Below are 14367 nucleotides of genomic sequence, written 5' to 3' on the forward strand. Positions count from 1 at the left end.
GTCAAACCACACAGATGTTTAGGAGGATTTAGAAGCGCGCTTTGGGCGTCGCCACCGGAATCGGATGGCTGCCATCGAGCGGCAGGAAGCGTCCCTGATCCGCGTCGTAAGCTTTGATTTCGCTGGTTTCGATGTTGTAGACCCAGCCATGGATGAACAGATGACCGTTCGCCATGCGCGAGGCTACCGAAGGATGGGTACGCAAGTGCTGCAACTGGGCGATGACGTTCTCCTCGGTGAGGATCGGCATGCTTTCTTTTTCGTCGGCGCAGTGACAGTTGTCATGCACCATGGTTTTCGCGACTTCAGCGTGGCGCAGCCAGGCTTTGACCGTGGGCATTTTTTCCAGGCTGTCCGGGTTGAGCACCGCACGCATGGCGCCGCAGTCGGAGTGGCCGCAAATGATGATGTGCTGCACCCCTAGGGCTAGCACCGCATATTCGATCGCGGTGGACACGCCACCGTTCATCTGACCGTAGGGCGGGACAACGTTGCCGACGTTACGGGTCACGAACAGATCACCCGGGGAGCTCTGGGTGATCAGCTCGGGGACGATGCGCGAGTCGGCGCAGGTAATGAACATTGCTTTGGGCGCCTGGGCCGTGGCGAGTTTCTTGAAGAGTTCTTCCTGCTGGGGAAAAACCTCATGATGAAAATGCAAAAAGCCGTCTACGATCTGTCGCAGCGCTGCATCGGCGGATTCCGCTTCAGGGGTTTGCGCCGACGCAGCCAACGGCTGTTTATCCTTGTCACTCATGATTCATCCTCTTTGGCGGATTAGGGGAGTCGTTCCCATGTATTCCGGTATGAAGCCAGTGGCTGTTTAAAACATCCGGGTCATCCCGACCCGTCAGTCACTCGATGAACAAGGTAGCCGCCGAAACTTAACTCAAACTGAATCAAACGCTCTAGAACGTGTGTTCCAGGTCACAAAAAACGTGACTGGGTGATTTCGGCGGAAGGATTCCAACCCCTCAACCATAGGCCAATTGTCGCTAAATCAACGACATCTGGCGACCCGGCGGACAGAAGGCTGTGCAATCGAGGTTATAGCCTTCGCGATGATTCAGGCCCAGACGTTTGATCGCCTTGGCGAAGCGTTGCGCGAGCAGGTCGGCGAACACCCCTTCGCCGCGCATGCGTGCGCCGAAACGGCTGTCGTAGAGCTCGCCGCCACGGCTCTGGCGGATCAGGCTCAGCACATGCGCCGCCCGTTGCGGGTAGTGCGCGTGAAGCCATTCTTCGAACAGCGGCGCTACTTCCAGTGGCAGGCGCAGCATCATGTAGGCAGCGCTTTGTGCGCCGGCTGCGTGGGCTTCGGTGAGCAGGTTTTCGATTTCGCTGTCATTGATCATCGGAATCATCGGCGAACACAGCACACCCACCGGAATCCCCGCCTCGCGCATCACCCGGATAGCGCGCAATCGTGCTTTCGGCGCCGCTGCCCGGGGTTCGAGGATGCGTTTGAGTTCGTCATCCAGCGTGGTCAGGCTGATCATCACTGCCACCAGTCGTTGCTCGGCCAACTCGGTCAGCAGATCGAGGTCGCGCAGGATCAGCGAGCCTTTGGTGACGATGGTCACCGGGTGCTTATAGCGCAGCAGCACTTCGAGGGTTTGCCGGGTGATTTTGTGTTCGCGCTCGATCGGCTGATACGGATCGGTGTTGGAGCCCAGATTGATCGGCGCACATTGATAGCCGCGTTTGCTCAGTTGCTCTTCCAGCACCTGGGCGGCGTTGGTCTTGGCGATCAGCCGGGTTTCGAAATCCAGGCCCGGCGACATGTCCCAATAGGCGTGACTCGGTCGCGCGTAGCAATAGATACAGCCATGCTCGCAGCCGCGATAGGGATTGATCGAACGATCAAAGGGCAAATCCGGCGAAGTGTTGCGGGTGATGATGGTTTTCGCGGTTTCGATCATCACTTCGGTGTTTTGCGTCTCGGGCACCTCCTGAAACCAGCCGTCATCCTCGGCCACCGAACGATTCGGTGCGAAGCGATTGTGCGGGTTGGTCGCGGTGCCGCGTCCGCGAGGTGGCAATGGAGTAGACATGAAAACGCCCCGATACTGTGTGCATATACAGTATCGGGGCGTTGCACATCTGGCTAGTGCCGTCGGGCGCTTGGGAGCGACGTACAGGACATTTGATGAAACGTATGTTGAATGGATTCAGGGGTGAGATTCAGTAGTATTCGGCAGGCCAAGGAGGCAAATAAACCCGTCACAAAAAAGGATTTTTCATGTCATCTCTTGCTCGTGCACAAACTATTCGCGGCGTTTTTCTGGATAAAGTCGAGATCAGGCTGCCGCGTCCTGAAATCATGGTGAACATGCAGTTCGCGACCAAACAGGAACGCAAGGATCCTGAGACCAACGTTGTCACAGAGCGGTTGGTTGAGTCCCGGCAAATTTCGGCACTGTCATCCGATTACGGCAACACTTTTCGAGTGAGGCCACTCAGCGATATCGACGGCGATGGTGATATCGATGAGCACGACCGGGCGAAACTGGCGGCTTTGGCCAAAGCCTACTGCGCCATCGTCAATCCGTAATTGAGAAAGCCCTGCATGAGCGATCATGCAGGGCTTTTATTGGCCACCTCATTCAGGGCAAAACAGTTTTTACATCAATCCGTGCTGCGCAAATCGGCGACATCGGCGGCTTTCACCGGCGCGCCCTGGTTGCCCCAACTGCCACGGATGAAGCTGACCACGTCCGCAACTTCCTGATCCGACAGCCGCCAGGCGAAACCCGGCATGGTGAAGGTGGAAGGTGCAGTGTGCGTGGCCGGCAAGGTGCCACCCTTGAGCACGATATTGATCAGCGACGTCGGGTCTTCCGATTGCAGCACCGGATTGCCCGCCAGCGCCGGGAACACCCGGGTGTAGCCGTGACCGTCGGTGCGGTGACACGCCGCGCAGTTGTCGATGTACACCGAGGCACCGCGTTGGCTGTCGTCACCGTTCCACAGGGCTTTGGCGGCTTTCTCGTCGTATTGATGCGGTTGATCGGCAGGATCATTGGCCGGCAGCGATTTGAGATAGCGGGCAATCGCGGTCAGGTCAGCGTCGCTCATGTATTGCATGCTGTGGGTGACCACATCACTCATGCCGCCGAACACCGCGCTGCGATCGCTGCGACCGGTCTTGAGGAACTGCACCAGTTGCTCTTCGCTCCAGCTGCCGAGACCATCCTTGTGATCGCCGCGCAGGCTCTTGGCGATCCAGCCTTCCAGCGGCGCACTGCCGGCGAGGAAGTTTTTACCGTCTGCTGCGCTGAGGGATTTTTCCTGCATGGTCAGCGCGCGTGGCGTGTGACAGGCGCCGCAGTGACCGAGGCCTTCGACCAGATAGGCGCCACGGTCGATCACCGGGTCGGCACTCGTCGATTGGTAATCCTCGACCTTCGGCGCAAACATCCAGCGCCAGCCCATCAGCGGCCAGCGCATGCTCAGCGGCCACGGGATGTCGCTGGCCTTGTTCTCTTGCGCGACCGGTGCCACGCCGTGCATGAAGTACGCGTACAGCGCTTGCATGTCGGTTTCGCTGACACGGGCGTAGGACGGATACGGCATTGCCGGGTACAACGTACTGCCGTTTTTGGCGACACCGTGGCGCACGGCCTGATCGAAGTCCTCGAAGCTGTATTCACCGATACCGGTTTTATCCGGGGTGATGTTGGTCGAGTAGATCGTGCCGATCGGGGTTTCCATCGGCAGGCCACCGGCGAACGGCTTGCCGTCCTTGGCCGTGTGGCAGGCCACGCAGTCACCGGCACGGGCGAGGTATTCGCCTTGTTTGATCAATGCTTGATCAACGTCAGCCGCGTGGATTGAGGCACTGCCGAGCAGGGCCAGAGTCGCGATAACGAAATTCTTCATGGTCATCGCTCCTTAAGCCTGAACCAGCGGGCCGGGGTTTTTCAGGTATTGCTCGCGGATCGCTTTCGCCGACCAGTAGGTCAGTGCAGCCACCAGACCGGTCGGGTTGTAACCCAGGCCTTGCGGGAACGCCGAGGCGCCCGGCACGAAAACGTTGTGCACGTCCCAGCTCTGCAGATAACGGTTCAGCGCACTCTTCTTCGGATCGGTGCCCATGATCGCGCCACCGTTGAGGTGGGTGGTCTGATACGCCGCAGTGTTGAAGTGATCGCCGACTTTCTTGCCAATCACTGCAATGGCTTTCGGGCCCATCGCTTCGGCGACCTTGCCCATTTTCTCGACCATGAAGCGGTTCATCTTGATGTCGTTTTCCTGCCAGTCGAAGGTCATGCGCAGCAGCGGCAAGCCGTAGGCATCGCGGTACACCGGGTCGAGATCGAGGTAGTTGCCACGGTAGGACTGATGCGCACCGTGGGCATCCATCGACACCTGGTGGGTGTAGTAATCGGCGGTCGCGCGTTTCCAGTCACTGCCCCAGGCCGGGGTGCCCGGTGGGTTCGAGGTGCCGGCAATCGGCCGGCTGCCGGCCTGGTTGACCCACATCGGCGAGCCGCCGACGAAGCCGTGCGGGCCGTGGTCGAAGTTGTCGGCGTTGAAGTCGTCCAGCGCCACGCCATTGCCGCCCGCGCCGATGAAGTTGTTGGTGTGGGTGTCCTTGTCGAAGAACGCCTTGATGGTCGCCATGTTCTGGTAGGCGAAGTTACGCCCGACCACGCCTTCGCCGGTGATCGGGTCGTACGGTTTGCCGATGCCCGAAAGCAGCATCAAACGCACGTTGTGCAGCTGGAACGCGCCGAGAATCACCAGATCCGCCGGTTGCTCGATCTCGCGACCCTGAGCATCGACGTAGGTGACGCCGGTGGCTTTGCTCTTGGTGCTATCGAGGTTGATGCGCAAGACGTGGGCGTTGGCGCGCAGCTCGAAATTCGGCAGCGGTTTCAGCGCCGGCAGAATGTTCACGTTCGGCGAAGCCTTGGAATACATGTAGCAGACGTAACCACTGCAGAAACCGCAGAAGTTGCACGGGCCCATCTGCGCGCCGTAAGGGTTGGTGTACGGCCCCGACGTATTTGCGGACGGCAGGTTGTAGGGTTTGTACCCGACTTCTGTAGCCGCTTTGCCGAACAGCTGCGCGGACACCGTGTTCTTCTGTGCTTCCAGTGGGAACGGGTTGGAGCGATCCGGCGCATAAGGGTTACCACCCTTGCCCTGACCGACCAGTTGGCCTTTCACCGTCCACGCCTGGCCCGAGGTGCCGAAGACTTTTTCGGCGAAATCGAAGAACGGCTCCAGCTCTTCATAGCTGACGCCGAAGTCCTGGATAGTCATGTCCTTGGGAATGAAGCTTTTGCCGTAGCGCTCTTCGTAGTGGCTGCGCATGCGCAACTCGATCGGATCGACCCGGAAGTGCACGCCCGACCAGTGCAGGCCGGCGCCGCCGACGCCATTGCCCGGCAGGAACGCGCCCAACTGGCGGTTCGGCAGAGCAATATCGTTGACGCTGTGGCGAATGGTGACGGTCTCTTTGGAGATGTCCTGAAAGAGTTTTTTCCGCACGCTGTAGGTGAGTTCGTCGATCACCTGTGGATAGTTGCCGTCGGGGTAAGTGTCCTGCATCGGCCCGCGCTCCAGTGCCAGCACGTTGAGCCCCGCTTCGGTGAGTTCCTTGGCCATGATCGCGCCGGTCCAGCCGAAACCGACGATGACCGCATCTACCTTCTTCATTACCGTTGCCATGCTTACGCCCTCTCGCCGCGAATCGAAACTGCCGGGAAGGGGTATTGCTCGTTGCGTTCCACCCAATCCATGAAATCGGCGCGGGCGCCGGGGAAGCCGATCATGGTCCAGCCGACCATGCCTTTGTTGCCGCCATGGATCGGGTCGCAGAAGAACCCTTCCTTGGTGTTTTGCAGTAGCAAATTGAAGAAAATCTTCGCCGGAACCGCATCGAATTGTGGTTTGCCAGCTTCGAGTTGCTTGAGCAAATCGTCTCGGGTAGCGCTGTCTTGCTCAGCAAATACTTTACCGTTGAGGGATTTTGCCCACTGATCCGTGGCGGCGATGCCGAGGCGATAGATCTCTTTGGGCACCAGTTTGCTCTGCCAGCCCATTTCCGGCGCGGCGTCGGCATTGAACGGGCCTTGCATGTACCAAAGGGCGCCGGCGGCGTATGGCGTGTTCATCTGACGGTCGATGTATTCCGGCACGCCGGCTTCCAACGCGCCGGGGCCTTGGGCATCGTTGGGGATCAATTGCGCGACGGCGGCATTGATGAACGCCCATTCTTCGGCGGTGAAATAGCTCGGCTGATAAACATCGGCGTCGGCGCGAGCGGGTTGCGCAGCAGGCGCCGCTTCGGGTGCAGCTTGCAGGACGCTGCTGCCCAGGCCGGTGCCGGCCAGGGTGACCACAGGAATCAGGGTCAGGGATTTGCGCAAAAACTCACGCCGCGGGTTGTCTCGATCTTGATCAGACATGGGGGAAACCTCATCAGGCATTAAGGGTTGCAGCCATTTCTGCGAATGGCTTGAGGGTTTTTTGTCGCGACGGGAACGGATCTGACCCGATAAGTCGGGCCACGCCTGCAACATGATGTGACAAATGGTAGCAGGCTAAGCATCCGGATGAATCGATTCAGTGGAAAAAAGACCGTTTTCAACCGATGAAATCGACGAAACCCTGCAGATTCACGTTTCTTTGACAGGCGCCTCACGGGGCTTTGACCGGCCAGCGATCAAGCTGCGGTCTCTCTCATTGAAGAATCCCGATACGGTCAACCCAGCATGTCCCGAGTGCGTTTGCTTCCTGCTTTGTGTTTATCGGTTGTTGCGCTGCTGCACTGGATGCCGGCGCAGGCCGACGTCGCCACAGCGGTTCGTCCTGCCGAGTGGGCGCAACCGGTGGAAGTGCAATACAACCTGTTCCAGATGTCGCCGACGCTCTATCGCAGCGCACTGCCCGATGGCGGCGCGGTGCCTTTGTTGAAGAATCTCAAGGTCGCTACGGTGATCAACTTCCTCCCGGAAGCTGACAGCAACTGGTTGTCCGAGCCGGGTATCCATCAAGTGCAATTGCCCTATCGCACCAACCACGTCGACGACGCTGACGTGCTCAAAGCCCTGCGCGCCATTCAAGCCGCCGAAGCCGACGGCCCGGTGTTGATGCATTGCAAGCACGGCTCTGATCGCACTGGACTGATGGCGGCGATGTACCGCGTGGTCGTGCAAGGCTGGAGCAAAGAAGACGCCTTGAGCGAAATGACCCAAGGCGGTTTTGGTGAAAGCGGCCATTTTCGTGACAGCGTGCGCTATGTGATGCAGGCCGATGCCGACAAGCTGCGCACCGCGCTGGCCAATGGTGATTGCAGCACCAGCGCGTTCGCCACCTGCTCGATGAAGAGCTGGTTGCAGTCGGTCAATCTCAATTAGTCAGGCCGTGTCGAGGTTCGGTGCAGGCGAGGACAATTCAATCGGTCGCCCCAGAAAATTCTGTGCCGCACTCAACAGCGAGTGCGCATCGCCCGGCGTGAAGAAGGTTTCGCGAAACTCCCGGCCCGTCGTCGGGTTGAATACCCAATCCTGCTCAAACCGCTTGAACACCTCGCTGGCCAGCACCCGGGACCAGAGGTAGGCGTACACCATGGCCTGGTAACCGGTCACCATGTAGTCAAAACCGTTGGCGAACCGGCAGCTCTCCGGCAGCTTGAGTTGCGGGATCTTTGCTTGCACGTCCTTGAACACCTGCGCAACGCTGCGGCCATCGCCGTGACTGGCGTGCAGATCGAAGTCCAGCATGGCCATGGTCAGATGGATGGCGGTTTGGCGGCTGGCCTGGCTTCGCAGGGCGGCCAGTACGGCGTCGACGCGCTTCTCGCTCAAGCGTTCACCACTGCGATGGTGCGCGCCCAACCACAAGAGAAATTCCCGGGAATAGCACCAGCGCTCAAACAGCTCGCCGCTGAATTCCGCCGTCGCGCGGGCCATTTGCGAAATACCCGAGAGCGTGTGGTGTGGGGAGCGCGTCAGAATATGTTGCAGGCAATGGCCGAACTCGTGGAACAGCACGCGCAGATCAAGGTGTTCAAGCAGGGTCGGATGACCTTCAACTGCGGACGACAGGTTGCACGAGATCAGGGCGATCGGTAGCACTGGCCGACCTTCGGCGGTGATCCGACGGTTACGCAGAGTCATCGTGCCGGCAAAATCCAGGGTGTTCTCGCCCTTGAAAGGGTCAAGGTAGAGGTAGCCGAGGATCTGCCCGTGTTCGCTGATCTCGAACAGGCGCAGGTGATCGTGCCAGCGTTCAAAGGTTGTCAGCTCGGCAATGCGCACGCCAAACATGCGCTCAGAAAACAGGCACAGGCGACGCAGGGTGCCCTCAAGCGGGAAATAATCTCGCAGACCTTCGAGGGCGTCATCGAATTGCTCATTGCGTAGCTGTTCGACAAGAAACTCCTGATCCCAGCCCTGTACCTCAGCAATGCCGCGCGTGAGCGCATAGGCGTTGAGCGCCTCGGTATCCTGCCTGCGCACCTGTTCGCTGGATTCAGTCATACGTTGCATAAACGCACTGACGGCAGCTGTCGATTCCCCAGCCACCGAGGCCTGGCGCAATTGCGCGAAATTGTCGAAGCCCAGCAAGCGGGCCTTTTGATGACGCAGCGCGAGCAAGGATTCCAGCACTGGGCCGTTGTCATTCTGGCCTGAATGCGGACTTTGTTCTGATGCGCGAGTGAAGTAAGCGAGGAAGTACTCTTCGCGCAACGCACGGTTTTGCGCGTACGTCATCACCTGCAAGTGAGTATTGAGATCCAGCGGCAACAACCAGCCGCTGTGGCCGGCGGCCTCGGCCAGTTGGGCAAAGCGTTGCTGGGCGACGGCAGGCAGCCCCGCCAACTGACCGATGTCATCAATGCGCTTGTGCCACTTCGAGCTGTCGCCGTCGAGATTGCCGAGGAACAACGCTTCCAAGCGGCTGATTTCGCCATCCAGTCCGGCCAGCTCCTGTTGGCGTTCAACCGTCAATTCAATCCCGGACAAACGAAACTTGCGCAGGATTTTGCTCAGCGCGGCTTGACGAGAGGCATCGAAATTGCGTGCGATGGGGCTTTTATCGAGGCTCTGATAGGCACGGAACAGTGCTTTATTGCCCATTTTCCAGGCTTTGTACGCATCGACAATCTTGCTGCTCGCCGACGCGGCGAGGAGCCAGTCCACCTCATCGGAATAGGCCATCGAGAGTACTTCGATCACAGCGGTGGTTTGTTCAAGTCGTGCGTCGGTTTCATCGACTGCCAGCACCAGATCATCCCAATTGGGCATGGCCGACTGGCTGGCGACGATGTTGCTGATGGTCTGTCGATTGGTCGCGACGAGGGTGGTGAGTGCCGGCACCAGATGTTCGGCGCGTACGCTGGACCAGGGCGGCAGGTCCCAGTTTTGTAGCAGTGGATTGAAATCGGACATGGCGTCTTCCTTGACGTCTGGCGGAAAAGTCCAGATTAGGCAGGAAGCGCGGGGAGGGGGCGGTAGACAGATACCACCTTCCACCGCCGAAACAGTGAAAGGTGGGGCTGACTCAGTGTTGCTCGTCGGGCTTTTTCTTCAGTTTCGGGTTCGGGAAGAACTGCACCGCTTGCACGGTCTTGTCCGCTGCTGGCTTTTCGAGCGCGCTGGTGTTGACCCGCGTGCCGAGTTCTTTCGGCACCGACAGGCCCTGGGCATTCAACGTGTCGGAATAACCACAGGCCACGCATTCACGGTGCGGAACATCGTCCTCGCTCCACATCATCAACTTGTCCGGCTCGCTGCACGCCGGGCAAACGGCCCCGGCGATAAAGCGCTTCTTGGTAATCACAGGCCCCTCACTCATGCTGCCGCGTCCTCACTCAGGCCGCTGTGGCGCAAGAGTGCGTCAATCGACGGCTCACGGCCACGGAAGTCGACGAACAGCACCATCGGCGCCTGTGAGCCGCCACGGGCCAGAATCGCCTCGCGGAAGGCGCGACCGGTCTCTGCGTTGAGCACGCCGTCTTCTTCGAATTTCGAGAAGGCATCGGCCGACAGCACTTCAGCCCACTTGTAGCTGTAGTAACCCGCCGCGTAACCGCCGGCGAAGATGTGCGCGAAGCTGTTCGGGAAGCGGTTGTAGGCTGGCGGACGCATCACCGACACCTCGTCACGCACGCCTTCGAGCACTTGCAGCACGCTGCGGCCGTCGCCGTGGGTGGCGTGCAGTTCGAAGTCGAACAGCGAGAACTCCAGCTGACGGACCATCATCAGGCCGGACTGGAAGTTCTTCGCCGCGAGCATTTTTTCCAGCAGATCTTGCGGCAGCGGTTCGCCGCTTTCGTAGTGAGCGGAAATCAGCGCGAGGCCTTCGGGCTCCCAGCACCAGTTTTCCATGAACTGGCTCGGCAGCTCGACTGCGTCCCAAGCCACGCCGTTGATCCCGGAAACACCGGCGTGATCAACGCGGGTCAGCAGATGATGCAGGCCATGCCCGAATTCGTGGAACAGCGTGGTCACTTCATCGTGGGTCAGCAGTGCAGGCTTGCCGCTGTCGGCCGGGGTGAAGTTGCACACCAGATTGGCCACCGGGCTTTGCAGCACGCCGTCGACGGTGCGGCGACGGTCGCGGGCGCCGTCCATCCAGGCACCGCCACGCTTGTTGGCGCGAGCATAGAGGTCGAAGAAGAAGCGGCCGACGTGCTGGCCGTTCTCCTTGATTTCGAACAGGCGAACGTCCGGGTGCCAGGTGTCGAAGCCTTTCTGCTCGGCGATTTCGATGCCGTACAGACGCTGAACAATGGCGAACAGACCGCCAAGCACCTTGTCGATCGGGAAGTACGCGCGCAGGGTTTCCTGGGCGACGCTGTAGCGTTGTTCGCGAAGTTTTTCACCGTAGAAACCGCTGTCCCAGCTTTGCAGATCGGCGCAGCCCTGTTCGGCGGCGTACGCGCGCAGCTGTTGCAGATCCTGCGCAGCGAATGGCTTGCTGCGCTTGGCCAGATCGCGCAGGAAGCTCAGCACCTGATCGCTGGACTCGGCCATTTTGGTGGCGAGACTCAGTTCCGAGAAACTGGCGAAGCCCAAGAGTTTGGCCAGTTCCTGACGCAGGTCGAGGATCTCTTCCATTACCGGGCCGTTGTCGTTCTGGCCAGCGTTCGGGCCTTGGTCAGAGGCGCGGGTGCAGTAGGCGGCGTAGACTTCTTCACGCAGCGCACGGTCTTGCGCGTAGGTCATCACCGCGTAGTAGCTCGGGAATTCCAGGGTGATCAGCCAGCCGTCGAGGCCTTTGGCCTGTGCGGCGGCAGCCATTTGCGCCTTGGCCGAATCGGTCAGGCCAGCGAGGGCGGCTTCGTCGGTGACGTGTTTGGTCCACGCCTGCGTGGCATCGAGCAGTTGGTTAGAGAAGCGGCTGCCCAGCTCGGACAGTTTGCTCTGCACTTCGGCGTAGCGTTTCTGTTCGGCTTCCGGCAGGTCGATACCCGACAGACGGAAGTCACGCAGGGCGTGTTCCAGAATAGTCTTTTGCGCCACGTCGAAACCGGCGGCTTCCGGGCTGTTGGCCAGCGCTTCATAGGCCTGGAACAGTTCGCGGTTCTGGCCCATTTCGGTTGAGTAGGCGCTCAGGGCTGGCAGGCACGACTCGTAGGCTTCGCGCAGTTCGGCGCTGTTGCACACGGCATTGAGGTGGCTGACCGGGCTCCAGGCAGCGCCGAGGCGGTCATTGAGTTCGTCCATCGCCAATACCAGGCCGGCCCAGGTAGGGTTCTGAACCTGAGTCTTGAGGATTTCGGCAATGGCGGCGCGGTTGTCGGCCAGGATCGTTTCGATGGCGGGCAGGACGTGTTCGGCACGGATCGTGGAGAACGGTGGCAGGTCGTAGGACTGCAGCAGAGGGTTGTTCACGCTCACGGTTGGCACCTTGGCTGGGGAAACATTGCCCCATCTTAATTACAATCGGCACTCACCGCAGCTATCGGCGACAGAGAGAGAAATTATCGTGTCCCTTCGCAAGTACCAGAATCACACCCCCAGCCTGAGCAAAGGCGCATTTGTCGACAGCTCGGCGGTGGTGATCGGCGACGTCGAAATCGGCGCAGACAGCTCCGTCTGGCCGCTGACCGTGATCCGTGGCGACATGCACCGCATCCGCATCGGTGCGCGCACCAGCGTGCAGGACGGCTGCGTGCTGCACATCACCCACGCCGGCCCGTTCAACCCCGATGGCTTTCCGCTGCTGATCGGCGATGACGTGACCATCGCCCACAAAGTCATGCTCCACGGCTGCAGCGTCGGCAGCCGCGTGTTGATCGGCATGGGCAGCATCGTCATGGACGGCGCGGTGGTCGAGGACGACTTGATCATCGGCGCCGGCAGCCTGGTGCCGCCGGGCAAACGCCTGGCAAGCGGCTTCCTGTACGTGGGTAGCCCGGTGAAACAGATCCGTCCGCTGACGGACAAGGAAAATGCCTTTTTCACCTACAGCGCGGCGAATTACGTGAAGCTCAAGGATCTGCATCTGGCCGAAGGCTACGACACACTCTGAATCGAATTTGCGACTGCTCAGGAATACTCATGCATTACCAAACCGTACTGTTCGACCTCGATGGCACCCTGACCGACCCGCGTGAGGGCATCACCCGTTCCATTCAATTTGCCTTGGCCAAGCTCGGCATCGATGAGCCGGACCTGACCAAGCTCGAACACTTCATCGGCCCGCCGCTGTTGCAAGCGTTCATGCAGTTCTACGAGTTTGACGAGGCCAAGGCGTGGCAGGCGGTGAATTTCTATCGCGAGCGCTTTAAGGTCACCGGCCTGTACGAGAACCGTGTGTTTGAGGGTGTCACGCCGTTGCTGGAAACCCTGAGCGGGCAAGGTCGGCAGCTGTACATCGCGACATCGAAGCCGTGGGAATTCGCCCGCGAGATCGCCCGGCATTTCGACTTTGCCCGGCACTTCAAGGTGATTTATGGCAGCGAGCTGGATGGCACGCGAACCAACAAGGTCGAGCTGATTGCTCATCTGATGAAAGAAGAAGGACTGGATCCGGCGAATACGCTGATGATCGGCGACCGCAAGCATGACTTGATCGGCGCGCGCAGCAATGGACTGGATGCGGCGGCGGTGGGTTATGGGTTTGGCAGTTTTGAAGAGTTGAATGCCGAAGCGCCGGCTTATCACTTTGAAACACTGGGCGAGTTGCATCAGGCATTTCTGCGGCGCTGATCATTCAGCTATCGCCAGCAGGGCTGGCTCCCACATTGGATTTGTATACGACGCAAATCCCCTGTGGGAGCTAGCCCTGCTAGCGATGCCGGCCTGTCAGCCGCCAGAGATCGACGAGCCTGCCAACGCTTTCAGCGCCGCTTTGCGTTCTGCGACAGGCAGGGCCCCCAACCGCTCAACCTCTGCATAAAACCTCACCCAATCCCCACCAGCCTGGCGAAACAGAGCGGCAAACGCCGGCACCCACTGGTCATACAGCCCGAACGGCAACAGCCGCGCATTGTTCAGCGGCGCATTCACCCAGGCGTCATAGCGTTTATCCCCGGCCCACTGGCTATCGCGCATCACCCTGTAAGCCCGGCGAAATTGTTCGAATTCCGCCGCTTTGCGTTCGCGCATCTGTTCGGTCGACAGCGGCTGTGCATACAACTTTTCCAACCGTGACCGCACATCCAGCACCAACTCGATGAACTGATCGCGCTGCTTCAACCGTGAGTCAGTGTCCGCCGGCAACCCGCGAAACGCCCGCCACTGCCGCGTGCCTTCCTGCTCGACAAACGTCGCGAAGGACTCGTTGAACTCGGTGTCGTCCTGCACATAAAAACGTTGATGGGCCAGCTCATGAAAAATCAGCGTGGCCAGGCGCTCATCGCCCCAGCCCATCATCGAATTGAGGATCGGGTCGTTGAACCAGCCGAGCGTCGAATACGCCTCGACGCCGCCGATCGATACGTCCATGCCCTGCAAACGCTGAAGCGCCGCTTCACCGCGCGCCGCACTCTGGCTGTAGTAGCCGCGATAGGCCACGCAGCCGGCAATCGGGAAGCAATGATTCTGCGGTGTCAGGGAAAACTCCTGAGTGGAAAACACGTTCCACACCACAAATGGCCGGCCAATGTCGGCATACAGGCGATAGCTCTGGTTGTCCGGCAGGTGCAGATGCTCGCTGGCGAACGCCCGGGCCTTTTGTGACTGGGCCAGGTGCGTGCGCAATTTCGCATCGCGGCTCGGGTCGGCAATGACTTTTTCCACTGGCTCCCGCGCCCGCAGCAATTGCAGCTGGCCGCTGGCCAACTGGCTGTAATAGCTGACGCTGGCGCAACCGTTGAGCAACAAAAACAACACACCCGGAAACAAAATCGGAAAAACGCGATCAAGTAACCCAAGGCTTGGAAACGGCCTGATCAAAATA

General features: G+C 59.7%; 13 protein-coding genes. 4 read left to right on the forward strand and 9 right to left on the reverse strand.

Going from position 1 to position 14367, the window contains the following annotated elements:
• Positions 1–28: 28 nt before the first annotated feature.
• Positions 29–757, reverse strand: coding sequence for a carbonic anhydrase (locus tag AC3Y64_RS00430; RefSeq protein ID WP_064116616.1), 729 nt, complete (start codon positions 755–757; stop codon positions 29–31).
• A 238-nt stretch (positions 758–995) separates the two neighbouring features.
• Complete coding sequence (locus tag AC3Y64_RS00435; RefSeq protein WP_489986043.1) at positions 996–2054, reverse strand: PA0069 family radical SAM protein; 1059 nt, start codon at positions 2052–2054, stop codon at positions 996–998.
• Positions 2055–2242: 188 nt separating this feature from the next.
• Here AC3Y64_RS00435 and AC3Y64_RS00440 point away from each other — a divergent pair, with 188 nt between their 5' ends.
• Positions 2243–2554 carry a hypothetical protein gene (locus AC3Y64_RS00440; protein WP_489986044.1) on the forward strand — a complete coding sequence of 104 codons (312 nt, stop codon included), beginning with the start codon at positions 2243–2245 and terminating at the stop codon, positions 2552–2554.
• A 74-nt stretch (positions 2555–2628) separates the two neighbouring features.
• Here the strand turns inward: AC3Y64_RS00440 and AC3Y64_RS00445 are convergent, their stop codons facing one another.
• Genes AC3Y64_RS00445 through AC3Y64_RS00455 form a run of 3 tightly spaced genes read right to left on the reverse strand, consistent with a single transcriptional unit; the run spans position 2629 to position 6419 of the window.
• On the reverse strand, positions 2629–3882 hold the full coding sequence (locus tag AC3Y64_RS00445; protein ID WP_489986045.1) for a c-type cytochrome: 1254 nt from the start codon (positions 3880–3882) through the stop codon (positions 2629–2631).
• A 12-nt stretch (positions 3883–3894) separates the two neighbouring features.
• A complete protein-coding gene (locus AC3Y64_RS00450) occupies positions 3895–5679 on the reverse strand; it encodes a GMC family oxidoreductase (protein WP_489986046.1) in 1785 nt (594 codons plus the stop codon).
• A gap of 2 nt (positions 5680–5681) precedes the next feature.
• Positions 5682–6419 carry a gluconate 2-dehydrogenase subunit 3 family protein gene (locus AC3Y64_RS00455; RefSeq protein ID WP_489986047.1) on the reverse strand — a complete coding sequence of 246 codons (738 nt, stop codon included), beginning with the start codon at positions 6417–6419 and terminating at the stop codon, positions 5682–5684.
• A 306-nt stretch (positions 6420–6725) separates the two neighbouring features.
• Here AC3Y64_RS00455 and AC3Y64_RS00460 point away from each other — a divergent pair, with 306 nt between their 5' ends.
• Complete coding sequence (locus AC3Y64_RS00460) at positions 6726–7370, forward strand: dual specificity protein phosphatase family protein (RefSeq protein WP_489986048.1); 645 nt, start codon at positions 6726–6728, stop codon at positions 7368–7370.
• Here the strand turns inward: AC3Y64_RS00460 and AC3Y64_RS00465 are convergent, their stop codons facing one another.
• The 3 genes from AC3Y64_RS00465 to prlC all read right to left on the reverse strand — a co-directional run bounded on the left by AC3Y64_RS00465 (position 7371) and on the right by prlC (position 11861).
• Positions 7371–9407: a M3 family metallopeptidase gene (locus tag AC3Y64_RS00465; protein WP_489986049.1), complete on the reverse strand. Its 2037-nt coding sequence runs from the start codon at positions 9405–9407 to the stop codon at positions 7371–7373. It abuts the gene before it with no gap.
• Between the two features lie 112 nt (positions 9408–9519).
• Entirely contained in the window at positions 9520–9813 is a 294-nt protein-coding gene (locus tag AC3Y64_RS00470) for a YheV family putative zinc ribbon protein (RefSeq protein ID WP_489986050.1), read from the reverse strand.
• Positions 9810–11861 (reverse strand): oligopeptidase A, encoded by a 2052-nt coding sequence (gene prlC / locus AC3Y64_RS00475; protein WP_489986051.1) that lies wholly within the window; start codon positions 11859–11861, stop codon positions 9810–9812. The genes AC3Y64_RS00470 and prlC overlap by 4 nt, the downstream gene beginning before the upstream one ends.
• Before the next feature lie 88 nt (positions 11862–11949).
• Here prlC and AC3Y64_RS00480 point away from each other — a divergent pair, with 88 nt between their 5' ends.
• Complete coding sequence (locus AC3Y64_RS00480; RefSeq protein ID WP_489986052.1) at positions 11950–12495, forward strand: gamma carbonic anhydrase family protein; 546 nt, start codon at positions 11950–11952, stop codon at positions 12493–12495.
• A gap of 29 nt (positions 12496–12524) precedes the next feature.
• On the forward strand, positions 12525–13175 hold the full coding sequence (locus AC3Y64_RS00485) for an HAD family hydrolase (RefSeq protein WP_489986053.1): 651 nt from the start codon (positions 12525–12527) through the stop codon (positions 13173–13175).
• A gap of 96 nt (positions 13176–13271) precedes the next feature.
• Here AC3Y64_RS00485 and AC3Y64_RS00490 read toward each other — a convergent pair whose 3' ends face one another.
• Complete coding sequence (locus tag AC3Y64_RS00490; RefSeq protein WP_489986054.1) at positions 13272–14363, reverse strand: aminopeptidase; 1092 nt, start codon at positions 14361–14363, stop codon at positions 13272–13274.
• Between the last annotated feature and the right edge of the window lie 4 nt (positions 14364–14367).

This window comes from Pseudomonas sp. 4CAES_32.4, assembly GCF_058136335.1.